This window comes from Actinotalea lenta, assembly GCF_030586465.1.
Classification (GTDB): domain Bacteria; phylum Actinomycetota; class Actinomycetes; order Actinomycetales; family Cellulomonadaceae; genus Actinotalea; species Actinotalea lenta.
The window spans coordinates 1,434,194-1,454,773 of sequence record NZ_JAUQYP010000001.1 but is presented as its reverse complement, the minus strand read 5'-3'; the positions used below and the strand labels follow the sequence as shown (position 1 = coordinate 1,454,773).

At 73.6% G+C, this 20,580-nt stretch carries 22 protein-coding genes; 7 read left to right on the top strand and 15 right to left on the bottom strand.

Annotated elements, in window-relative coordinates; translation table 11 throughout:
• Positions 1-21 precede the first annotated feature (21 nt).
• Positions 22-1,116: a mannose-1-phosphate guanylyltransferase gene (locus Q6348_RS06790; protein ID WP_304600541.1), complete on the bottom strand. Its 1,095-nt coding sequence runs from the start codon at positions 1,114-1,116 to the stop codon at positions 22-24.
• A 197-nt stretch (positions 1,117-1,313) separates the two neighbouring features.
• Here Q6348_RS06790 and sdhC point away from each other — a divergent pair, with 197 nt between their 5' ends.
• From sdhC to Q6348_RS06770, 4 genes are read left to right on the top strand one after another with little or no spacing between them, the layout of a single operon-like run.
• Complete coding sequence (gene sdhC, locus Q6348_RS06785; protein WP_304600540.1) at positions 1,314-1,694, top strand: succinate dehydrogenase, cytochrome b556 subunit; 381 nt, start codon at positions 1,314-1,316, stop codon at positions 1,692-1,694.
• Positions 1,694-2,143: a succinate dehydrogenase hydrophobic membrane anchor subunit gene (locus Q6348_RS06780; RefSeq protein ID WP_304600539.1), complete on the top strand. Its 450-nt coding sequence runs from the start codon at positions 1,694-1,696 to the stop codon at positions 2,141-2,143. Before sdhC ends, Q6348_RS06780 begins: the two co-directional genes overlap by 1 nt.
• 20 nt (positions 2,144-2,163) lie before the next feature.
• The gene (gene sdhA / locus Q6348_RS06775) at positions 2,164-3,945 is read left to right on the top strand and encodes a succinate dehydrogenase flavoprotein subunit (protein ID WP_304600538.1); all 1,782 of its coding nucleotides are present in this window, start codon (positions 2,164-2,166) and stop codon (positions 3,943-3,945) included.
• Complete coding sequence (locus tag Q6348_RS06770) at positions 3,945-4,703, top strand: succinate dehydrogenase iron-sulfur subunit (RefSeq protein WP_304600537.1); 759 nt, start codon at positions 3,945-3,947, stop codon at positions 4,701-4,703. The genes sdhA and Q6348_RS06770 overlap by 1 nt, the downstream gene beginning before the upstream one ends.
• 40 nt (positions 4,704-4,743) lie before the next feature.
• Here Q6348_RS06770 and Q6348_RS06765 read toward each other — a convergent pair whose 3' ends face one another.
• From Q6348_RS06765 to sigE, 7 genes are all read right to left on the bottom strand, one after another.
• Entirely contained in the window at positions 4,744-5,727 is a 984-nt protein-coding gene (locus tag Q6348_RS06765; RefSeq protein WP_304600536.1) for a YihY/virulence factor BrkB family protein, read from the bottom strand.
• A gap of 51 nt (positions 5,728-5,778) precedes the next feature.
• Positions 5,779-6,309 carry a 2'-5' RNA ligase family protein gene (locus Q6348_RS06760; RefSeq protein WP_304600535.1) on the bottom strand — a complete coding sequence of 177 codons (531 nt, stop codon included), beginning with the start codon at positions 6,307-6,309 and terminating at the stop codon, positions 5,779-5,781.
• Positions 6,306-7,328, bottom strand: a complete 1,023-nt coding sequence (gene trpS, locus Q6348_RS06755; RefSeq protein ID WP_304600534.1) for a tryptophan--tRNA ligase — start codon at positions 7,326-7,328, stop codon at positions 6,306-6,308. Before trpS ends, Q6348_RS06760 begins: the two co-directional genes overlap by 4 nt.
• 69 nt (positions 7,329-7,397) lie before the next feature.
• The gene (locus tag Q6348_RS06750; protein WP_304600533.1) at positions 7,398-7,694 is read right to left on the bottom strand and encodes a twin-arginine translocase TatA/TatE family subunit; all 297 of its coding nucleotides are present in this window, start codon (positions 7,692-7,694) and stop codon (positions 7,398-7,400) included.
• Positions 7,695-7,712: 18 nt separating this feature from the next.
• Positions 7,713-8,774 (bottom strand): S1C family serine protease, encoded by a 1,062-nt coding sequence (locus tag Q6348_RS06745; protein WP_304600532.1) that lies wholly within the window; start codon positions 8,772-8,774, stop codon positions 7,713-7,715.
• 341 nt (positions 8,775-9,115) lie between these two features.
• Positions 9,116-10,012 (bottom strand): zf-HC2 domain-containing protein, encoded by an 897-nt coding sequence (locus Q6348_RS06740; RefSeq protein ID WP_304600531.1) that lies wholly within the window; start codon positions 10,010-10,012, stop codon positions 9,116-9,118.
• The gene (sigE, locus tag Q6348_RS06735; RefSeq protein ID WP_304600530.1) at positions 10,009-10,578 is read right to left on the bottom strand and encodes an RNA polymerase sigma factor SigE; all 570 of its coding nucleotides are present in this window, start codon (positions 10,576-10,578) and stop codon (positions 10,009-10,011) included. Before sigE ends, Q6348_RS06740 begins: the two co-directional genes overlap by 4 nt.
• Positions 10,579-10,813: 235 nt before the next feature.
• Here sigE and Q6348_RS06730 point away from each other — a divergent pair, with 235 nt between their 5' ends.
• Entirely contained in the window at positions 10,814-11,386 is a 573-nt protein-coding gene (locus tag Q6348_RS06730) for an O-methyltransferase (RefSeq protein WP_304600529.1), read from the top strand.
• A 7-nt stretch (positions 11,387-11,393) separates the two neighbouring features.
• On the opposite strand, the gene Q6348_RS06725 is transcribed toward Q6348_RS06730, so the two are convergent.
• The 6 genes from Q6348_RS06725 to dapE all read right to left on the bottom strand — a co-directional run bounded on the left by Q6348_RS06725 (position 11,394) and on the right by dapE (position 17,341).
• Entirely contained in the window at positions 11,394-12,866 is a 1,473-nt protein-coding gene (locus Q6348_RS06725) for a leucyl aminopeptidase family protein (RefSeq protein WP_304600528.1), read from the bottom strand.
• Positions 12,867-12,938: 72 nt separating this feature from the next.
• Positions 12,939-13,106: a DUF3117 domain-containing protein gene (locus tag Q6348_RS06720; protein ID WP_304600527.1), complete on the bottom strand. Its 168-nt coding sequence runs from the start codon at positions 13,104-13,106 to the stop codon at positions 12,939-12,941.
• Between the two features lie 118 nt (positions 13,107-13,224).
• A complete protein-coding gene (locus Q6348_RS06715; protein ID WP_304600526.1) occupies positions 13,225-14,391 on the bottom strand; it encodes a hypothetical protein in 1,167 nt (388 codons plus the stop codon).
• Positions 14,392-14,474: 83 nt separating this feature from the next.
• Positions 14,475-15,407: a dihydropteroate synthase gene (folP, locus tag Q6348_RS06710; RefSeq protein ID WP_304600525.1), complete on the bottom strand. Its 933-nt coding sequence runs from the start codon at positions 15,405-15,407 to the stop codon at positions 14,475-14,477.
• 1 nt (position 15,408) lies between these two features.
• A complete protein-coding gene (locus Q6348_RS06705; RefSeq protein ID WP_304600524.1) occupies positions 15,409-16,194 on the bottom strand; it encodes an LOG family protein in 786 nt (261 codons plus the stop codon).
• A 64-nt stretch (positions 16,195-16,258) separates the two neighbouring features.
• On the bottom strand, positions 16,259-17,341 hold the full coding sequence (gene dapE / locus Q6348_RS06700; RefSeq protein ID WP_304600523.1) for a succinyl-diaminopimelate desuccinylase: 1,083 nt from the start codon (positions 17,339-17,341) through the stop codon (positions 16,259-16,261).
• Between the two features lie 70 nt (positions 17,342-17,411).
• On the opposite strand from dapE, the gene dapD reads away from it, so the two are divergent.
• Positions 17,412-18,332, top strand: a complete 921-nt coding sequence (gene dapD / locus Q6348_RS06695; RefSeq protein WP_304600522.1) for a 2,3,4,5-tetrahydropyridine-2,6-dicarboxylate N-succinyltransferase — start codon at positions 17,412-17,414, stop codon at positions 18,330-18,332.
• A 1-nt stretch (position 18,333) separates the two neighbouring features.
• Positions 18,334-19,185, top strand: a complete 852-nt coding sequence (locus Q6348_RS06690) for a hypothetical protein (RefSeq protein WP_304600521.1) — start codon at positions 18,334-18,336, stop codon at positions 19,183-19,185.
• A 2-nt stretch (positions 19,186-19,187) separates the two neighbouring features.
• Here the strand turns inward: Q6348_RS06690 and Q6348_RS06685 are convergent, their stop codons facing one another.
• Positions 19,188-20,483, bottom strand: coding sequence for a citrate synthase (locus tag Q6348_RS06685; protein ID WP_304600520.1), 1,296 nt, complete (start codon positions 20,481-20,483; stop codon positions 19,188-19,190).
• Positions 20,484-20,580: the final 97 nt, after the last annotated feature.

Sequence of the window (20,580 nt, the reverse complement as noted above, 5' to 3'; positions counted from 1 at the left end):
CGCCGTCGGCGCGGGAACCGCTCAGAGCAGGTCGGTGCGGCCCCGTGCACGCAGGGCGTCGACCAGCGCCTTGACCTGCTGCGCGCGGTCGCGCGTGGTGACCAGCAGGGCGTCCGGGGTGTCGAGCACGACCACGTCCGGCACGCCGAGCACGGCGACCAGGCGCTGGGCACCAGGGGCCACGAGGGCGCCAGGGGCGTCCACGGCGAGCACCTGGTCGACGTCGCCCAGCACGTGCGGGTCGCCGGGCAGCAGGTCCCGCAGCGCAGCGACATCGCCGACGTCGTCCCACGAGAAGTCGCCCGGGACCACGGCGACGCCGCCGGCCGCCGCGACGGGCTCGGCGATCGCGTGGTCGATGGCGATCCGTTGCAGACCCGGCCACACCGCCTCGAGCACCGCGCCGCGCCGCGGCGTGTCCCAGGCCGCCGCGATCTCGCGCAGGCCGTCGTGCAGCGCCGGGAGCAGCCGCGCCAGGTGCCCGAGCAGCACCTCGACGCGGGCCAGGAACATCCCGGCGTTCCAGCGGTAGCGCCCGGTCGCCAGCCAGGCCGCCGCGGTCTCGGCGTCGGGCTTCTCGGTGAACCCGGCGACGTGGTAGGCCCCGGGGACGTCCGCGAGGGGTTCGCCCGCCTCGATGTAGCCGAACGCCGTCGACGGCGCGGTCGCGGCGATCCCGACGGTGGTCACGAACCCGGCCTCGGCGGCCTGCACCCCCTGGGACACGGCACGCGCGAAGCCCTCCCCGCTGATGGCGTGGTCGGCCGCGAACGACCCGAGCACGACGTCGCCCTCGCGCTCGGCGAGCACCGCGGCGGCGAGCCCGATCGCAGCCATCGAGTCGCGCGGCGACGGCTCGGCGAGCACGGCGCCGGCCCCCAGCGCCGGCAGCTGGACCCGGACGGCGGCCTCGTGCGCCGCGCCGGTCACCACCAGCACGCCCTGCGGGCCGGTCAGCGGCGTGAGCCGGTCGACCGTGTCCTGCAGCAGGCTGCGACCGGTGCCGGTGAGGTCGTGCAGGAACTTCGGCGAGCCGGCGCGGGACAGCGGCCACAGCCGGGTGCCCGCACCCCCTGCCGGCACGACGGCGCGGAAACCGGGCAGAACGTCGCTCATGGGGCGATCCTGCCAGGTGGTGGCGCGCGATCCCACGCATGGCGGTCGCGTCGCCGCACCATGGGTGTGGGCCGATCGGGCCCTTCCGCTCGTGCCTCGTGGGACCAACGATCCAGGGACCACTAGAGTGGCGCGTGCGGCTTCCCGCCGCATGCCGGGCCCCGACGACGGGGCCGTCCGTCGACAGGAGGTCCCCTGTGCCCGAGGCGCCGGCCGGAACGCTCTACCGCGGCCGAGAGGGGATGTGGTCGTGGGTCGCCCATCGGGTGACCGGCTTCCTCATCTTCTTCTTCCTGCTCGTCCACGTGCTCGACACGTCGTTGGTCCGGGTGTCGCCCGAGGCGTACAACGCCGTGATCGGCACGTACAAGAACCCGATCATGGGCCTCGGCGAGGCCGGCCTGGTGGCAGCGGTGGTGTACCACGCGCTGAACGGCGTGCGGGTGATGCTGGTGGACTTCTGGTCCAGGGGCACCCGCTACCAGCGGCAGATGACCTGGATCGTCGTGGCGCTGTTCGTCATCCTCATGGCCGGCTTCCTGCCGGTGCACCTCGGCAACGTCTTCGGAGGTGAGTGATGGCCGCCAGCACCCCGACCCTCGCCGCGCCGCGCAGCCCGCGCCGCGCGCGACGCCCCAACACCGAGCTCTACTCATGGGTCTTCATGCGGGCGTCCGGCGCGCTGCTGCTGATCCTGATCTTCGTGCACCTGTTCACCAACCTGGTCTCCGGCGGCGGTGTCAGCGCGATCGACTTCGGGTTCGTGGCGGGCAAGTGGGCCAAGCCGGTCTGGCAGGTCTGGGACCTGCTCATCCTGTGGCTGGCCATGATCCACGGCGCCAACGGCCTGCGTACGATCATCAACGACTACGCGACCCGCACCGGGACCCGGCTGACCCTGATGGGCCTGCTGGCCGTCGCCTTCGCGGTGGTCGTGGTGCTCGGCACGCTGGTGATCTTCACCTTCAGCCCGTGCCCGCCCGGCGCGCCCGCCGACCTCCTGCCCAGCTTCTGCACCGCGGGCTGACCCGCGACCAAGGACGAGTGATGCAGACCCACAACTACGACGTCGTCATCGTCGGCGCCGGCGGTGCCGGCATGCGTGCCGCCCTGGAGTCCTCCGCGCGAGCCCGCACGGCGGTCCTGTCCAAGCTGTACCCCACCCGGTCGCACACCGGCGCGGCCCAGGGCGGCATGTGTGCCGCGCTGGCCAACGTCGAGGAGGACAACTGGGAGTGGCACACCTTCGACACGGTCAAGGGAGGCGACTACCTGGTGGACCAGGACGCCGCCGAGGTGATGGCCAAGGAGGCCATCGACGCCGTGCTCGACCTGGAGAAGATGGGGCTGCCGTTCAACCGCACGCCCGAGGGGCGCATCGACCAGCGTCGGTTCGGCGGCCACACCCGCAACCACGGCGAGGCCGCCGTGCGCCGCGCCTGCTACGCGGCGGACCGTACCGGGCACATGATCCTGCAGACGCTCTACCAGCAGTGCGTGAAGAACGAGGTCGAGTTCTACAACGAGTTCTACGTCCTGGACATCCTGCTGGACAGCGACCTCACCGCGGCGGAGCAGCCCGCAGCCGGCGCCCCTGTCCGGGTGGCCGGGGTGGTGGCCTACGAGCTCGCGACCGGCGAGATCCACCTGTTCCGAGCGACCTCCGTGGTGCTGGCCACCGGCGGTGCGGGCAAGGTCTTCAAGACCACCTCCAACGCGCACACCCTGACCGGGGACGGCATGGCGCTGGCCCTGCGCGCCGGGCTCCCACTGGAGGACATGGAGTTCTTCCAGTTCCACCCGACCGGCCTGGCGGGCCTGGGGATCCTGCTGTCCGAGGCCGCGCGCGGAGAGGGCGCGATCCTGCGCAACTCCGAGGGCGAGCGCTTCATGGAGCGGTACGCCCCGACCATCAAGGACCTGGCGCCGCGTGACATCGTGGCCCGCTCGATGGCCAACGAGGTGCGCGAGGGCCGGGGCTGCGGCCCGCGCAAGGACTACGTGCTGCTCGACCTCACCCACCTCGAGCCGGCGCACATCGAGGCCAAGCTGCCGGACATCACCGAGTTCGCACGGACCTACCTGGGCATCGAGCCGTTCACGGACCCGATCCCGGTGTACCCGACCGCGCACTACGCGATGGGCGGCGTGCCCACCACCATCCAGGCCGAGGTGCTGCGTTCCAACACCGACGTGGTCGGCGGCCTGTTCGCCGCAGGCGAGGTGGCGTGCGTGTCGGTGCACGGCTCGAACCGGCTGGGGACCAACTCCCTGCTGGACATCAACGTGTTCGGCAAGCGCGCCGGGATCTCCGCCGCAGCCTACGCAGCCGAGCACGAGGCCCTCGAGCTCCCTGAGGGCCCCGCCACCCGGGTCGTGGCCGAGCTGGACCGGATCCGCAACGCCCCGGACGGGGAGAAGGTCGCCGAGCTCCGCCAGACGCTCCAGGAGACCATGGACGCCCACGCGCAGGTGTTCCGCACCGAGGAGTCCTTGACCCTGGCGCTCGAGACGGTCGACGACCTGCGGCGCCGCTACCGGTCGATCGGCGTCCAGGACAAGGGCTCGACGTTCAACACCGACCTGCTCGAGGCGGTGGAGCTGGGCTTCCTCCTCGACCTGGCACGCGTCGTCGTCGTCGGGGCGCTGGCCCGCAAGGAGTCGCGCGGCGGCCACTTCCGGGAGGACTTCCCCAAGCGGGACGACGACGGGTTCATGTACCACACGATGGCCTACGCCCGGCCCGCCGCCGACGGGGACACCGAGATCACGCTCGACAAGAAGCCCGTCACCGTCACCCGCTACCAGCCGATGGAGCGCAAGTACTGATGACCGCGACCGCCACCTCCCCCGACACCTCGGCCGCCGAGGTGCCGACCTTCGACGTCACGCTGCGTATCCGCCGCTTCGACCCGGACGCCAAGGCACCCGTGCCGTACTGGCAGGAGTTCACCGTGACCGCGCACGGCACCGACCGGGTCCTGGACGCGATGCACAAGGTCAAGTGGGAGCTGGACGGCTCGCTGACCTTCCGCCGGTCGTGCGCGCACGGCGTGTGCGGGTCCGACGCGATGCGGATCAACGGCGTCAACCGGCTGGCCTGCAAGACGCTGCTCAAGGACCTCGCACCGCACAAGCCGATCGTCATCGAGCCGATCAAGGGCCTCACCGTGGTCAAGGACCTCGTGGTGGACATGGACCCGTTCTTCGCGTCCTTCCGCGAGGTGATGCCGTTCCTCATCACGTCCGGCAACACCCCGTCCCGCGAGCGACTGCAGTCGCCCGAGCAGCGGGCACGGTTCGACGACACCACCAAGTGCATCCTGTGCGCCGCGTGCACCACGTCCTGCCCGGTGTTCTGGACCGACGGGCAGTACTTCGGGCCCGCGGCGATCGTCAACGCGCACCGGTTCATCTTCGACAGCCGCGACGAGGGGGCGACCCAGCGGCTCGAGGTCCTCAACGACTCCGAGGGCGTGTGGCGCTGCCGCACGACGTTCAACTGCACCGACGCCTGCCCGCGCGGCATCGAGGTCACGAAGGCGATCGCCGAGGTCAAGCGGGCCATGATCACCCGCGCCATCTAGCCCCCGCTCACGCACGTGCGCGGGGCCAGGTGTGCTGGGGTCACGCGTCGTCGGGGTGGGGCGGGTTGGCGACCCAGGCGGCCGAGAGCAGCACGATGCGTGCGATCAGGTTGATCCACACGAGCAGGGTCGCGACCACCGCGACCGACGCGAGCAGGGGGTTCTTGGAGGCCGCCCCGGCCACCACGGACGTACCTAGGTAACGCACGACCCCGATCCCGAACGCGGCGATCGCCGCGCCGCCCAGCAGATCACGCCACGCCGGTCGCTGGTTCGCCAGGACCTCGACCACCAGCACGAACGTGGCCATGTCCACGACGAACGACACCGCGAGGCCCAGCACGCGCACCACGAAGGCGGCTCCGGCCCCCGTCCAGCCGACCAGTCCCAGCAGCCAGTCCGCCGCGGACGTCGTGGCGATGCTCAGCACGGCGGACAACAAGATCGCCAGCGCCATCCCGACGAACCCTGCCAGTGCCCTGGCCTGGGCCAGGAACGGGTTGCCAGCCGTCGGGGGCTCGCCGAACATCGCGCGCACCCCGGTGCGCAGCGCCGCCATCGCGGACATCGCGCTGACGATGAGCACCACGATCGCCACCACACCGGTGACGGTCAGGGTCGGGGTGAGCTGGAGGTCGGAGGGCGAGAAGACACCCGAGCCGCTGCCTGTCTTGACCAGCCCCGGCAGCGACGCGTCGATGGCGTCGAGCACCTGCTGACGCAGCTGGTGGTTGCCGCCGAGCACCGCCATGAACACGGTCCACCCGAGCGTCAGCCCAGCGGCGACGCTGAACAGCGCCGAGTACGCGATCCCGCCCGTGAGCACGCCGCCTCCGCTGCGGCCGAACCGCGAGTTCGCCCGCAGCGGCCGGGTGCGCTGCACACGATCCAGCAGCGCCTTGGCGCGCGCGACCAGGCCGCGCTGGTGCTCCACGGACGGTTCCCCCGTGGCACCGGCGGCAGCGAGGTGCGCCTGCCCGGCGCCGTCCGGGGCACGGGTGTCATCACGACGGCTCTCGGTCACCCCCTCGACCCTAGGGCGTCGCGCGCGACGCGGCCCGCGGTGCGACCAGCGTCAGCCCAACGGATAGCTGCGGCGGAGGTGCCAGACCCCGTCGTCGTCCTGCACGTACCCGTCGAAGGCACGCACCGGGAACGTCGCCTCGTAGCCGGCCATCGCGGCGAAGGCGTGGTCCAGGCTCTCATCGTCGACCGCGTGCGCGATCGTGACGTGCGGGTGGTACGGGAAGCGCGCCGGCAGGTCCAACGGGCCGCTGCGGACGTCGGCAGCGAGTCGCTCGCAGTCCGCGATCCCCTCGACCACCTGCACGAACACCACCGGCGAGACCGGCCGGAACGTGGCCGTGCCCCGCAGGTGCAGCCGGAAGCCGCGGTGGGACGCGGCCACCCGCTCCAGGTGCGCGTCCACGTCGTCCAGCCGGGCCCCGTCGAGGTCCACCGGCGCCAGCAAGGTGACGTGCGGCGGGATCGCCGCCGCCTCCGGGTCACCTGCCGCGGCGCGTGCCGCGCTGAGGTCGGTCGCCCACGGCTCGGGCACGGTCAGCGCGACGCCGAGCACCCGGTGATCGACGTCCCGGGGGTTCATGCCCCGGCCCTGCGAGGCAGCAGACCGATCCGCTCGTAGACGGTGGCGAGCGTCGGCGCCGCGATCGCTCGGGCCCGTTCGGCCCCGACGGCCAGCACCCGGTCCAGCTCGGCCGGGTCGTCGAGGTAGCCCCGCACGGTCGCCTGGAATGGGGTCACGAAGTCCAGGACGACCTCGGCCAGCTCCTTCTTCAGATCCCCGTAGCCGCGCCCGGTGAAGTCCTCGACCAGCTGGTCGATGCTGCGTCCGGACAGGGCGGAGTGGATGGTCAGGAGGTTGGACACACCCGGCTTGGCCTCCGGGTCGAACCGGATCTCCCGCTCGGCGTCCGTGACCGCGGAGCGGATGCGCTTGGCGATCACGGCGGGGTCGGCCAGCAGGTCGACCAGTCCGGTGGCGGTCGAGGTCGACTTGCCCATCTTGGCCGTGGGATCGCCCAGGTCGTAGATCTTCGCAGTGGCCCGCACGATGTGGGGCTCGGGGACGACGAACGTGTCCCCGTGCCGCGCGTTGAACCGCTGTGCCAGGTCCCGGGTGATCTCCAGGTGCTGACGCTGGTCCTCGCCGACAGGCACCAGCGCGGCGTCGTAGAGCAGGATGTCGGAGGCCATGAGGACGGGGTACGTGAACAAGCCCACGTTCGCCCCCTCGGTCCCCTGCCGAGCGGCCTTGTCCTTGAACTGCGTCATCCGGGAGGCCTCACCGAATCCCGTGTAGCAGGACAGCACCCAGGCCAGCTCGGCGTGCTCGGCCACGTGGGACTGGACGAACAGGATCGAGCGCTGCGGGTCGATACCGGCCGCGAGGTACTGAGCGGCGGTCCGCCGGGTCCGCTCGAGGAGCACCCCGGGGTCAGGGTTCACCGTCAACGCGTGCAGGTCGACCACCGAGTAGATGGCCTCGTGGCTGTCCTGGAGCGCCACCCAGTTCACCAGCGCCCCGAGGTAGTTGCCCAGGTGGAGCGAGTCGGCCGTGGGCTGCATCCCGGAGAAGATCCGTGGTCGGGGCGCGTCAGACATGGGCAGCATTCTGGCAGGTCGCCACGGTGCAGCCGAACCGACTGGGCCCCTTCGTCCTGCGCGCGGCCGTCAGGTCGCCTCGTCGTCGAACGGGGCGGGACCGACCAAGGGCACGGAGTGCGGCTTGCGGGCAGGCTCGTCCTCGAGGGCTTCGCGCACGATCCGGCGCGGGTCGTAGCGCCTCGGGTCGAGCTCCTCCCAGTCCAGCCCGGTCTCCTCGACCACCCGCTCCCGGGCGGTGGCCAGGTACGCCCGTACGTCGCGCACCAGCCTGCCGAGCTGCGCCGCGTACCGCGGCAGCCGCTCCGGGCCGACCACGACAGCGGCCAGCACGAGCAGCACGAGCAGCTCGCTGGGGTTGATCACCGGGTCAGGGTACGTCCCTCAGCCGGAAGCATTCTCGGCGAGCACCACCCGGACGTCGTTCTCGGCACCTCCGCTGCGCACCCGCAGGACAACGGTGTCCCCCGGTTGCTTGGCGCGGATCGCCACGATCAGCTCGTCGGCCTGCGTGACGGGGCGCCCGTCGATCGCGAGGATGACGTCGCCCGGCTGGAGACCGGCACGGTCGGCCGGGCCGCCCGGGGTGACCGCGGGCTGGCCGTCGACCGCCCGGTCGGCGACCTGCACCCCCTCACCGGTATAGGTGGTGTCGATGAGCACACCGATGACCGGGTAGGTGGCCGAACCCGTCTCGATGAGCTGCTCGGCCGTGTGCCGGGCCTGGTTGGCCGGGATCGCGAAGCCCAGGCCGATGCTCCCTGCCTGGCCCCCGACGCTCGTGCCGGGCGGCTGGGCGATGGCCGAGTTGATGCCGATGACCTCGCCGGCCGCGTTGACCAACGGGCCACCGGAGTTGCCGGGGTTGATCGCCGCGTCGGTCTGGATCGCATTGATGAACGCGGGCGAGTTGGCGTCTCCCGCGGTGACCGGACGGTTCTTCGCGCTGACGATCCCGGTCGTCACGGTGCCCTGCAGCCCCAGGGGTGCGCCGATCGCGACCACCGGGTCGCCCACCACGACCTGGTCGGAGTCGCCCAGCGTCAGCGGCGTCAGCCCGGTCCGGTCGACCTTGAGCACTGCCAGGTCGTAGTCGGTCGTGTAGCCGACCAGGTCGGCGTCCGTCTGGCTGCCGTCGGAGAACACCACGGTGATGGCGCGGCCGGAACCGACGTCCGCCGTGGCAACGTGGGCGTTGGTCAGCAGGTACCCGTCGGACTGGAGGACGAAGCCGGAGCCCGTGCCCTCCCCGGTCGAGCCGCGCACCTCGATGAGCACCACGCTGGGCAGGACCTCGGCGGCGATCGCCGAGACGCCGGTCAGGTCGCCCCCGTCGGGGCGTACCGTCGCGGCGGGCGGGAGCTGGGCCTGCGGCCGGTCGGTCAGCCGGGTCCCCAGGAACCCGCCTGCCGCCCCGGCGATGAGCGCGACGAGGAGGGCGGGCACCACCCACCACGCGCTCGCGGACCGGCGTCGCGCGGGCGGCCTGCCCCAGGAGTCCGCGGCCCACACCGGTCCGGCGACCGGAGGACGATCGCCGGGCGGCCCCCACGGCTGCGGTCGGGGCGGGTCCATCGGGACGGCCGGCGGAACATGACCCGCGACCCAAGGCTGCCGCTGCGTGGCGCCGGAGGGGACACCTGACGACTGACGCGGGTCCGGGTGGGCTCCGGGCGCCGCAGGCGCCGCCGGGCCTTGCGCCGGCCGCGCGTACGGGTCGGAGGGCCATGCCGGCCGCTCCGGCGCCGGGTCCTGCGGCGCGGGCCGTTCCGCGTTGCCGTCATCGCTCACGAGCCGCTCCACGCCGTCAGGATCTGCCACCCGCGGGTCACCCGCGCCGGGGCCCCGCCGTCGTACGACTCGACAGGATAGGCGGCGACCACCGGTGTCGCCGCCCAGGGCGGCCCCTCGGCAACCACCGAGACGACCGCGTCACCGGACTGCCAGGCCAGGAGTGCCGGGCCATCACCCATCTGGAGCACGCGGTGCCCGCCCACCTCGACGGCCACCCCGCCGCCGGTGAGCCTGCCACGGGTCTGGGTCACCACGACCATGCCGTCCGGTCCCTCGAGATCGAGCTCGACCCGGTGGCTCGTCGTGCGCGCCGCCGCGAGGCGGTACCCGTCCGGCACGCGGGCCTGAACCGCCCAGGGGTGGGCCGCGAACCAGGAGTCGAGGGCGGCCAGGCCATCCCGACCACCGTCGGCCGCCACGGCCGCGTCGTGCAGGGTCGACAGCGCGTCCGCGGGACGGGGCGCGAAGGTGATGTCCGGCTCGTTGCCCAGCGCGAAGAGCGCGAAGAGAAGCACCCCGGAGAGCACCGCCGCCACCATCGGCACACGCGACCGCCGCTGCGCGACACCGCCGGACAAGGCGCCGGCGCGCGAGCCCGTGCCGGGGATGGGCAGCGAGCCGGTCCCGGGCCCCGGTCGTGGGGGGCGCGGCGAGCGGGCGGACGGCGGCTCGGCCGGCGGGCTGTCCGCGAGCGCGAGGAGCCGGGCGGTGAGGTCCGCGTCGGGCGCGAGGTCACCTGCTGAGGCGAGCGCGGCACGCGCGGCCCGGGCGGCGGCGAGCTCGTCGGCGCACTCGGTGCAGACGGCGACGTGGGCCAGCGCGCGCTCGGCCTCCTCCGGCCGCAGCTGTCCGTCGGCCAGCGCGCTGACCAGACTGCCCAGATGGCTCATCGGCGCGCCTCGGCGTCCAAGGCCTCGTGCGCGGGGCCGCGGGGGGCGCGGTGGGCCAGTGCCTCGCGCAGCTGGGCTCGCGCGCGGTGGATGCGCGACCGTACGGTGCCGAGCTTCACGCCGAGCGTGACTGCGATCTCCTCGTAGGACAGGCCTTCGATGTCGCAGAGCACCACGGCGGCGCGGAACTCGGGTGAGAGCTCGTCGAGGGCACGTTGCACGTCGTGGTCGAGGTTGCCGTGCTCGAAGCCACGCTCAGGAGTTCCGAGGTCGGCACGCCCGGGGACCCGGTCGGCGTCCTCACCCAGCGGGTCCATCCGGATCCGCGTGCGGCGACGCGCCTGGTCCAGGAAGAGGTTCGTCGTGATGCGGTGCAGCCAGCCCTCGAACGAACCGGGGCTGTAGCCGGACAACGACCGGAACACCCGTACGAAGGTCTCCTGCGTGAGGTCCTCGGCGTCGTGCCGGTTCCCGGTCAGGCGGTAGGCCAGGCGGTACACCCGCGCGGAGTGCTCCGCGACGATCTGCTCCCACGAAGGCGCGCTCCATGGGACCTGAGGCTCCAACCCGACCTCCCGAAGCACGTCCACCGCCCGGTGCAGGCGGTACAGCGGGAACGCGCGGCGAGCGGTGGTTGTTCCCGTCGCGCACCTTCACCGGGACCTGCCTCCAGCCTATGCGGTGCGCCGTCGGGGTGCGCCCGCCGGCCCGGTCTAGCATCGAGTCGACCCCGGGGAGGACACCATCAGCGACAAGGCCGCGAGCTGGGCTCACAGCGAGGACTTCCGCGCCGCAGACGACGTGCTGCTGCGCGCCACCGAGCGCGCCTCGGAGCTCGGGTGCGGCGCCGTCTCTCCGGGCACAGGGGCGTTGCTCCAGGTCCTCGCCGCCGGCCTGCGCGCCACGGCCGTCGCCGAGGTGGGCACCGGGGCGGGGGTGTCCGGCCTCTGGCTGCTGCGCGGCATGGCCGCGGACGGCGTGCTGACCACGATCGACTCCGAGGCCGAGCACCAGCGCGCCGCGAAGGTCGCATTCGCCGAGGAGCAGGTCCGTGCGATCCGCACCCGGACCATCACCGGGCGGGCCAGGGACGTGCTTCCGCGACTCGCCGACGGGGCCTACGACATGGTCCTCGTCGATGCCGACCCGCTGCAGGCCGCCGAGCACGTCGAGCAGGCCGTTCGGCTGCTGCGCCCCGGGGGGTTGGTGCTGGTGCCGCACGCCCTGGCCGGTGACCGCGTGCCCGACCCGGCCCGGCGGGACGAGCTGACCACCGCGATGCGGGAGCTGGGCAGGTCGGTGCGCGACGACGAGCGCCTGGTCGCCGCCATCACGCCCAGCGGGGACGGCCTGCTCGTCGCCGCGAAGCGCTGAGGGACCCTCAGACCTCGCCCGACAACCAGGCCAGCAGGGCACGCGTGCCGAAGCCGGTCGCACCCTCCGGGACCTCGTGGGCCGCCGCCGAGGCACGGGCTGGGCCCGCCACGTCGAGGTGCGCCCAGCGGCGGTGCCCGACGAAGCCCTGCAGGAACAGCGCCGCGGTGATCGCACCCGCGCCGGTGAAGCCGGCGCCGGCCACGTGGTGGACGTCGGCGATGGCCGAGTCGATGGCCGGACGGTAGTCCGCGACGAGCGGCATCCGCCACAGCCGCTCGCCGGCCCGCTCGCCGGCGGCGGCGAGCCCGTCGGCCAGGTCGTCGTCGGGAGAGAACAGGGCGGCGTGCGTGCGCCCCAGGGCCGTGGTGGCGGCCCCGGTGAGCGTCGCGACGTCGACCAGCACGTCGGGGTCCAGCGTCAGGTCGGCGTGCACGAGCGCGTCGGCGAGCACCAGACGTCCCTCGGCGTCGGTGTTGGAGACCTCCACCGTCGTGCCGCCCCGCACGGTGAGCACGTCACCCGGGCGATAGGACGCGCCGCCCACGGCGTTCTCGGCCAGTGCGAGCAGCGCCGTCACCTCGTGGCTCACCCCGGCCTCGGCGGCGCCCAGCACTGTCGCGAGCGCGACGGCAGCCCCGGTCATGTCCGTCTTCATGGGGACCATGGCCTGCCGCTGCTTGAGCGAGAGACCGCCCGTGTCGTACGTGATGCCCTTGCCGACGAGTACCACGTGCGCCGGACGCCCGGACGATGCGGGTCGGTAGGTCACGCGCACCAGCCGCGGCGGAGTCGCGGAGCCCCCGCCCACCGCGAGCAGACCCCCGAACCCCTGGGCCGCCAGTGCCCGCTCGTCGAGCACCTCGACCTCCAGGCCGGCGGCTTCGGCCAGCTCGGTGGCACGGTCGGCCAGCCAGGCCGGGGTCTTGGTGTTCGACGGCGTCACCGCGAGCACACGCGCCGTCCACGCCGCGCGGGCGACCACCTCGGCCCGGCGGACCGCGTCGGCGTCCCCCCCGAGCAGCACCAGCGACTCCGCGGGCCCCGGGGACGGGCGCGCCGCGCGGGACGGGTGCCGGTAGGCACCGAGCAGGTAGCCCTCGGCGAACGCCTGCTGGACCTCGGGGGCGGAGCCGGACGCGACCGATGTGACGACCGTGCCCCAGCCGCGCGTGGCGCGTGCGACGGCGGCTCCTGCCCGGCGCAGCGAGGTCGCGGTGCCGTCGCCGACACCGACCAGGCCCAGCCGGTGCGGGAGGTCGGTCCACGGGAGAGCGACGTCGCCGTGGCCGCGCGGAAGCACGATCGCCGCGACGTCACCGGCCGCCCCGGTCGCCCCGGAGCGCTCGGCCAGGTCGCCCAGGTCGATGCGGTAGCGCACGGCGGCCTCGACCGCGCCCTCGCGCGGCTCGACACCGTCGCTGCCGGCAGTCACCGGGAGCAGCAACGCCTCGGCTCCGTCCGGCAACGCGTCAGCCACCGTGCCCCGGGCCACCTGCACGGCCGGGAGCGGCGGGACGAGCGCCGGGGCGCGACGCCTGGTCGGCACCTGTCAGCCGGCGACGGAGGTCAGGGCCGCTCCGAGCTCGCTCGCCTCGTCGGGGGTCAGCTCGACGACGAGACGACCGCCGCCCTCGAGGGGCACGCGCATGACGATGCCGCGTCCCTCCTTCGTGACCTCGAGCGGCCCGTCGCCCGTACGGGGCTTCATCGCGGCCATGGATCCTCCTCATCGTCCGGCCCACCGTGCACGGATCTGGCGCGGGCGCGCGCATCTGTCACCGACCCGCTCGGTGGATGTCCGGGGCCAAGTCTAGGCCACCCGGGCTCGGTGATGGTCATGGTGGCCACCCCGAGGGCGGCACCAGGCGCCACAGCAGGCCCACCCATGCCACCTGGCCGACCACGCCCAGGACCACCAGGAGCACGGTCCACCGGCGCGGTCGTCGGGAGGCGAGCACCCGGGCGGAGATCGCGGCCCAGGCCGGGAAGGCAAGGATCGCGAACCGGACCAGGCTGGTGCCCGGCTCGAGGACCGCCACGAGGTAGAGCACGTAGCCGACGACCCACGCGTGCAGCTCGGCGCCGAGCCTGCGCAACCAGCGGCTGGACAGCCCGACGACGGTGAGCGCCGCGAGCCCAGCCAGCACCGGTACCGCCCACCCGCCCAGGAGCCACCGGCCGATGTCGAGCCACGGGAGCAGTGGCACCACGGCGCCGCGCGCCCGCCACGCGCCCTGGGTCAGCTCGTAGGCCCCGGGCACGCCCGTCACCTGCGCGGTGATCGTCGGCCAGGCGAAACCCGACGCGACGGCCAGCAACGCGAGGCCCGCCACCGCCGCCTGGCCGCGCCGACCGAAGGGGGTCGTCGACCGCATCCGCGACCAGCCGTGCGCGAGCACCACCACGGCGAGCGGCAGGGCGACGGCCCGGGTGAGCCCCACTGCGACGATCACGATCGCCGCGACCCCGTAGCGGCGGCGCCGGAGCGCGAGCAGCGCCGTGGCCACGCCGAGCAGCGCCGTCGACTCGGTGTAGGCGACCTGGAGCACCGGCGCCGAGGCGGACGTGCTCAGCAGGGCGACGGTCAGCAGCGGCGTCCAGCGCCGCACCCGGTCCGGCACGTCCACCGCCTGCACCGCGTCCGCCACCACGGCGTGCACCACGAGCATCGCCGCCAGACCGAGCGCCAGGGCCACCAGCGGGGCGACGACCACCCACGTCCCGCCGGTGACGGTCATCACCGCCCGGACGAGCGAGGGGAACAAGGGGAAGAAGGCCCATCGGTTCTGCAGGACCCGGCCGTCGAGCCCGACCGGCAGCGTCGCCGGGTACCCGTGCTCGGCGATCTGCCGGTACCACGTCGCGTCCCACATGGTGCCCGTGTAGTCGAGGTAGGACGGGTGCGCCGGGGTCCAGAGGTTCTCCGCCTGGGTTCCGGCCACCACCACGAACACCACGGCGCTGAGCAGCCGGGCCCCGAGCGCCACCGCCAGCGTCTGCACCCACCAACGGCTCCGGACCGCGCTCCGGACCCGGGCCACGGGCCCGGGCCGCGGATCTCGCACCACCGGGCCGTCGGCCGTCGTCACGCCAGCCCCCGCACCGCGCGCGCCGGAGGGAGGTCGCCCCGGATCACGGCCGTCATCTCCACGGCGCGGCGGGTGGCTCGCACGTCGTGCGCGCGCACCGCCGAGGCGCCGAGCCAGACGGCCACGGCCGTCGCAGCGAGGCTGCCCTCGAGCCGCTCGTCGACCGGCAGGTCCAGCGACTCCCCCACCAGGTCCTTGCGCGAGAGCGCGACCAGCACGGGGTATCCGAGGTCGACCAGGGCGGGCGTCCGTCGCAGCAGGTGCAGCGAGTGCCATGTGGTCTTGCCGAAGTCCAGGGTCGCGTCGACCAGCACGGAGCGTCGGTCGACGCCGGCGGCGACCGCGTCGGCCGCCGCTCGGGACACCGTGCCCAGCACGTCCTGCAGCACGCCGTCCAGGCCCACGCCGCGGTACTGCGGGCGCAGCGGGTCGGTGCGCGGCACGGCGCCCCCGGTGTGCGAGCAGACCACACCCAGGCCGCGCCGCCCCGCGACGCCCACCACGCCAGGGTCGTGACCGGCCCACGTGTCGTTGATCAGGTCCGCGCCCGCCGCGGCCACGGCTTCGGCCACCTCGGACCGCCAGGTGTCCACGCTGACGGGCAGGTCGGGGAACTCCGCGCGCACCCGCTGGACCACCGGGACGACCCGGTCGATCTCCTCGGCGGGCCCAACCCGCGGCCCGCGCCCGGCGCGAATCCCGCCGATGTCGACCAGGTCGGCCCCGTCCTGCACCGCCTCGGCCACCTGGGCGAGCGCCGCATCGGTGTCCTGGGCGCGCGCGGCAGGGAAGAACGAGTCGGGCGTGCGGTTGACGACAGCCATGACGGCCGCCCGGCCGGGGCTCAGCTCGCGCCCTCGCAGCCACAAGGGCGCCCCGCGCCGCGGCACCCCCGCGAGCTGCGGCCCGGCCCCCTCGGACGTACCCACCTCAGTACGGGTCGACCGGGCCGGCCCGGCGCGCCTCGGCCTCCTCGGCGCGGAGCTCGGCGTCCCGCTCGCGCACCAGCCGCACGGCCTCGACGGGGTCGTCGACCACCTTCACCAGCTCGAGGTCCGCCTCCGAGATCGTCCCCGCGTCCAGCACCGGACCCGAGAGCCACTCGAGCAGGCCGCCCCAGTACCCCGACCCGACGAGCACGATGGGGAACTCGGTGACCTTCTGGGTCTGCACCAGCGTGATCGACTCGAACAGCTCGTCGAACGTGCCGAACCCGCCCGGCAGCACGATGAACCCCTGGGCGTACTTGACGAACATCGTCTTGCGCGCGAAGAAGTACCGGAAGTGGATGCCGAGGTCGACCCAGGCGTTCATGCCCTGCTCGTGCGGGAGCTCGATGCCCAGACCCACCGAGAGGCCACCGGCGTCGCTCGCGCCGCGGTTCGCGGCCTCCATGACACCAGGGCCGCCACCCGTCATCACCGCGTACCCGGACTCGACCAGGAGTCGGCCCACCTCCCGGGCCATCGCGTAGGCCGGCTCGTCGCGGCCGGTGCGGGCCGAGCCGAACACGCTCACCGCGGGCCCGATCTCGGCGAGCGCACCGAAGCCCTCGACGAACTCGCTCTGGATCCGCATCACGCGCCACGGGTCGGAGTGCACCCAGTCCGCGGCCCCGCCGCGGGCCAGCAGGCGCTGGTCGGTGGTCGTGGAGGGCACCTGCCCCCGGCGCAGCAGGACGGGACCCTTGCGGTAGCCGTCGGGCACGTCGCTCATGGCCGCAAGCCTAGGAGCAACGCGGGCCCAGGGGCGCGCGGAACCGGGACCATCCACGTGGACGTCACGCGGTGAGCCAGGCGCGCAGGGCCTCGAAGCAGACCGTCAGGTCGGCGACCGGGGTGTGCTCGTCGTCGGCGTGTGCCAGCGACGGGTCACCGGGACCGAAGTTGACCGCGGGCACCCCCAGGCCCGCGAACCGCGCGACGTCCGTCCAGCCCTGCTTCGCGCGCGGGGGCCGTCCGGTGAGCCCGGCCACGACGGCGGCCAGCCCCGCCGCCTCCGGCCGGTCCAGACCTGGCCGCGCGCCCGGCGCCGAGTCGGTCAGGCGCACCTCGTACCCGTCGAACAGGGCGCTGACGTGCTCGAAGGCCTCGTGCTCGCTCCGCGACGGCGCGAACCGGTAGTTCACGGTCACGACGCACTCGTCGGGGATGACGTTGCCGGCGACACCGCCCCGGATCCCCACCGCGTTGAGACCCTCGCGGTAGACGAGCCCGTCGACGTCGACCTCGCGCGGGCGGTACTCCACGAGCCGGTGCAGCACCTCGGCGGCCCCGTGCACGGCGTTGACGCCCAGCCACGACCGCGCGGAGTGGGCCGCCCTGCCCGGCACGACCACCTCGACCCGGAGCGTCCCGTTGCAGCCGCCCTCGAGGGCCCCGGCGGTCGGCTCGCCGAGCACCGCCATGTCGCCGGCGACCCAGTCCGGGTGCCGCGCCACCAGACGCCCGAGCCCGTTGCGATCCGCCTCGACCTCCTCGGCGTCGTAGAAGACGTAGGTCAGGTCCGCGGACGGCTCGGGCACGGCCGCCGCGAGCGCGAGGAGGACTGCGACACCGCCCTTCATGTCGACCGTGCCGCGCCCCCACACCACGGGCCCGTCGGCAGAGTCGCGCAGCTCGCTGGGCAGGTTCGCGGCGACGGGCACGGTGTCCAGGTGCCCGGCGAGCACCACGCGGCGACCGCGCGCCAGGTGGGTGCGCGCCACCACCGCGTCGCCGTCCCGCAGCACCTCGAGATACCCGAGACCGGACAGCGCGCCGTGCACGAGGTCGGCGATCTGCCGCTCCGCACCGCTCACGGACGGCACGTCGCACAGGGCGCGCGTGAGGGTCACCAGGTCTGCGGACAGGTCGAGAGCCACGGGACCGACCCTAGCGACACCCGCGCGGACGACGACGGGTCCTGCGGACCGCTCTGGTTAGGCTCTCCCCATGACTCGCACGGCCTGGGGCCACGGACTCGCCACGGTGACCGGCGACACCGTCCTCGACGTCTGGTATCCGACGCCCGCCCTCGGCGCCGCTCCGGCCGGCGCCGCGCCGCCCTCCGCGCTGCGCGACGCCGCGGGCGAGGACCCCGTCCGCGGGGTCCGCACCGAGGTGGTGACCACGGAGGTCGACCTCGACGCGGCCCCCACCGGCACGGCGGACGCCTACCTCCGCCTGCACCTGCTCTCCCACCGGCTGGTCGCGCCGCACGGCCTGAGCGTCGACGGGATCTTCGGCGTGCTGCCCATCGTGGTGTGGACCGACGCCGGGCCGTGCCCCGTCGACGGCTTCGAGGAGACCCGGCTGCGGCTGCGCGTCGCCACCGGCCGGATGCCGACCGTGCACGGGGTGGACAAGTTCCCCCGGATGGTGGACTACGTCGTGCCGTCCGGGGTCCGGATCGCCGACGCGGACCGCGTGCGCCTCGGCGCCCACCTGGCACCCGGGACGACCGTGATGCACGAGGGGTTCGTCAACTTCAACGCCGGCACCCTGGGCGCCTCGATGGTCGAGGGCCGGATCTCGCAGGGCGTCGTCGTCGGTGAGGGCAGCGACGTCGGCGGCGGTGCGTCGATCATGGGCACGCTGTCCGGCGGCGGGACGCACGTGATCTCGATCGGGCGGCGCAGCCTGCTCGGCGCGAACTCGGGCCTCGGGATCCCGCTGGGCGACGACTGCGTCGTCGAGGCGGGCCTCTACCTGACGGCGGGCACGAAGGTGCGCGTCGGGGAGGACGTCCTCGCCGCACGGGAGCTCGCCGGGCTGGACGGGCTGCTGTTCCGCCGCAACTCACTGACAGGCACGGTCGAGGCGATCGCCCGCACGGGTGCCGGGATAGCGCTCAACCCGGCGCTGCACGCCTGAGGTGAGGCGGCGGCGTCACCTGGCCGCGGTGGCCGTGCTGCTCGGCGTCCTGGCCGCCGCGACCACCGGGGTGGTGACCTGGCTCCGCGCCCACGACGTGGCCCCTGAGGTGCAGCGGTGCGCCGCGGCCCTGGACGGCACCCCCTGGTCTCTCACTCCTGAGCAGGCCGACAGCGCCGCCCTGCTCGCCGGGACCGCGCTACGCCGCGGTCTGCCCGCCCGCGCCGTGACGATCGCGATCGCGACGGCGCTGCAGGAGTCCGGGCTGCGGAACCTGGACCACGGCGACCTGGACTCCCTGGGGCTCTTCCAGCAGCGGCCGTCCCAGGGCTGGGGCACTCCCGAGCAGGTTCTCGACCCCGTGCACGCGACCAACGCGTTCTACGACGCGTTGGTCCGGGTTCCCGGCTACCGCGACCTGCCGATCACGCAAGCCGCCCAGGCGGTGCAGCGCTCGGCGTTCCCGCAGGCCTACGCGCAGCACGAGGCCGGGTCCCGCGCCTGGGCGTCGGCGCTCACGGGGTACACACCGGGCGCGGTGACGTGCACGCTGCCGTCGCCCGCCCCGGCCGACCCGGCCGCCGCGCTGGCGCGTGTGAACCGGGACCTGGGGGTCCCTGCGACCGCCGCGGACGGGCTCGTCGCTCTGGACGCGTCCGCGCTGCCCGACGGCACCGCGCACCCCGCACGGCTCGGGTGGGCCGTGGGTCAGTGGGCCGTCGCGGCGGCCCAGGCGCTGCGCGTCACCGAGGTGCGCGTCGGGGACCGGGTGTGGACCCGGACCGCCGGCTCCTGGAGCCCGGCGGCCCACGCCGTGGCCGCCGGGCGGGTGGAGCTGGTGCTGGCCGGCTGAGGTCAGCGCTCGTGGACGGGCGTGTAGTCCCGCGTCGTGGGTCCCGTGTAGATCTGCCGGGGGCGGCCGATCTTGGTCGCCGGGTCCAGCATCATCTCGCGCCACTGGGCGATCCAGCCCGGCATCCGGCCGACGGCGAACAGCGGGGTGAACATCCGGGTCGGGAATCCCATCGCCTTGTAGATCAGCCCGGTGTAGAAGTCGACGTTCGGGTACAGCTTGCGCTCGATGAAGTAGTCGTCGTGGAGCGCGATCTCCTCGAGGCGCAACGCGATGTCGAGCATCTCGTCGCGCTTGCCGAGAGCGCGCAGCACCCGGTCCGCCTGCTGCTTCACGATCGCGGCGCGCGGGTCGTAGTTCTTGTAGACCCGGTGGCCGAAGCCCATCAGGCGGACGCCGGCCTCCTTGTTCTTCACCTTGTTCATGAAGGCGGTCGCGTCCCCGCCGTCCGCCTGGATCTCGGTGAGCATCCGCAGCACGGCCTCGTTGGCGCCGCCGTGCAGCGGGCCGGACAGCGCGTTGATACCCGCGGACACCGACGCGTACAGGTTGGCGTGCGCCGAGCCGACGATCCGCACCGTCGACGTCGAGCAGTTCTGCTCGTGGTCCGCGTGCAGCAGGAGCAGGACGTCAAGCGCCTTGGCCATCACCGGGTCGACGTCGTAGTGCTGGGCGGTGGGCTGGAACGACATCCGCAGGAAGTCCGCGATGTACCCCAGGCCCCGCTCGGGGCCGATCATGTTCTGGCCCAGGGCGCGGCGGTGCGCGTAGGCGGCGATCGTCGGAGCCTTGGCCAGCAGCAGGACGGTCGCGAGCTCGACGGTCGCCGGGTCGAACGGATCGACGCTCTCCGGGTAGTAGCCGGGCAGGGCGGACACCGCGGAGGACAGCACGGCCATCGGGTGCGCGTTGGTCGGGAACGCGCCGATCAGGGCCTTGAAGTTGTCGTGCAGGTGGGTGTGGCGCTCGATCCGCTCGATCCAACCCGCCAGCTGCTGGTGCTGGGGCAGCTCCCCGTGCGTGAGGAGGTACGCCACCTCGAGGAACGACGAGTGCTCGGCGAGCTGGTCGATCGGGTAGCCCCGGTACAGCAGCACACCCTGGTTGCCGTCGATGTAGGTGATGGTGGACTCGCACGACGCGGTGTTCATGAACCCGGGATCCACCGTGACGGTGCCGGTCTCACGCAGCAGCGAGGAGACCACGATGCCGTCGTTCCCCATCGAGGCGTTGACCCGCGGCAGCTCCAGCGTGGTGTCGTCGAGCTGCAGTCGGGCCGCCGTGGTGGTCTCGGTCATGCGTCCTCCTCGCGGACTGGTCAGTCCCGTCGTGGGCCGAGGCGACGGTACAGCCTGGTCGCCGTCCGGGCCTGGAGCGACCACGACCGGACAGGCC

What these genes read in the sequence shown, in the direction of transcription:
- Q6348_RS06790 (WP_304600541.1), bottom strand. Translation starts at nt 1,116, where the DNA reads ATGAGCGACGTTCTGCCCGGTTTCCGCGCCGTCGTGCCGGCAGGGGGT.
- Q6348_RS06780 (WP_304600539.1), top strand. Translation starts at nt 1,694, where the DNA reads ATGGCCGCCAGCACCCCGACCCTCGCCGCGCCGCGCAGCCCGCGCCGC.
- sdhA (WP_304600538.1), top strand. Translation starts at nt 2,164, where the DNA reads ATGCAGACCCACAACTACGACGTCGTCATCGTCGGCGCCGGCGGTGCC.
- Q6348_RS06770 (WP_304600537.1), top strand. Translation starts at nt 3,945, where the DNA reads ATGACCGCGACCGCCACCTCCCCCGACACCTCGGCCGCCGAGGTGCCG.
- Q6348_RS06760 (WP_304600535.1), bottom strand. Translation starts at nt 6,309, where the DNA reads ATGAACCCCCGGGACGTCGATCACCGGGTGCTCGGCGTCGCGCTGACC.
- trpS (WP_304600534.1), bottom strand. Translation starts at nt 7,328, where the DNA reads ATGTCTGACGCGCCCCGACCACGGATCTTCTCCGGGATGCAGCCCACG.
- Q6348_RS06740 (WP_304600531.1), bottom strand. Translation starts at nt 10,012, where the DNA reads ATGAGCCATCTGGGCAGTCTGGTCAGCGCGCTGGCCGACGGACAGCTG.
- Q6348_RS06720 (WP_304600527.1), bottom strand. Translation starts at nt 13,106, where the DNA reads ATGGCCGCGATGAAGCCCCGTACGGGCGACGGGCCGCTCGAGGTCACG.
- Q6348_RS06705 (WP_304600524.1), bottom strand. Translation starts at nt 16,194, where the DNA reads ATGAGCGACGTGCCCGACGGCTACCGCAAGGGTCCCGTCCTGCTGCGC.
- dapD (WP_304600522.1), top strand. Translation starts at nt 17,412, where the DNA reads ATGACTCGCACGGCCTGGGGCCACGGACTCGCCACGGTGACCGGCGAC.
- Q6348_RS06685 (WP_304600520.1), bottom strand. Translation starts at nt 20,483, where the DNA reads ATGACCGAGACCACCACGGCGGCCCGACTGCAGCTCGACGACACCACG.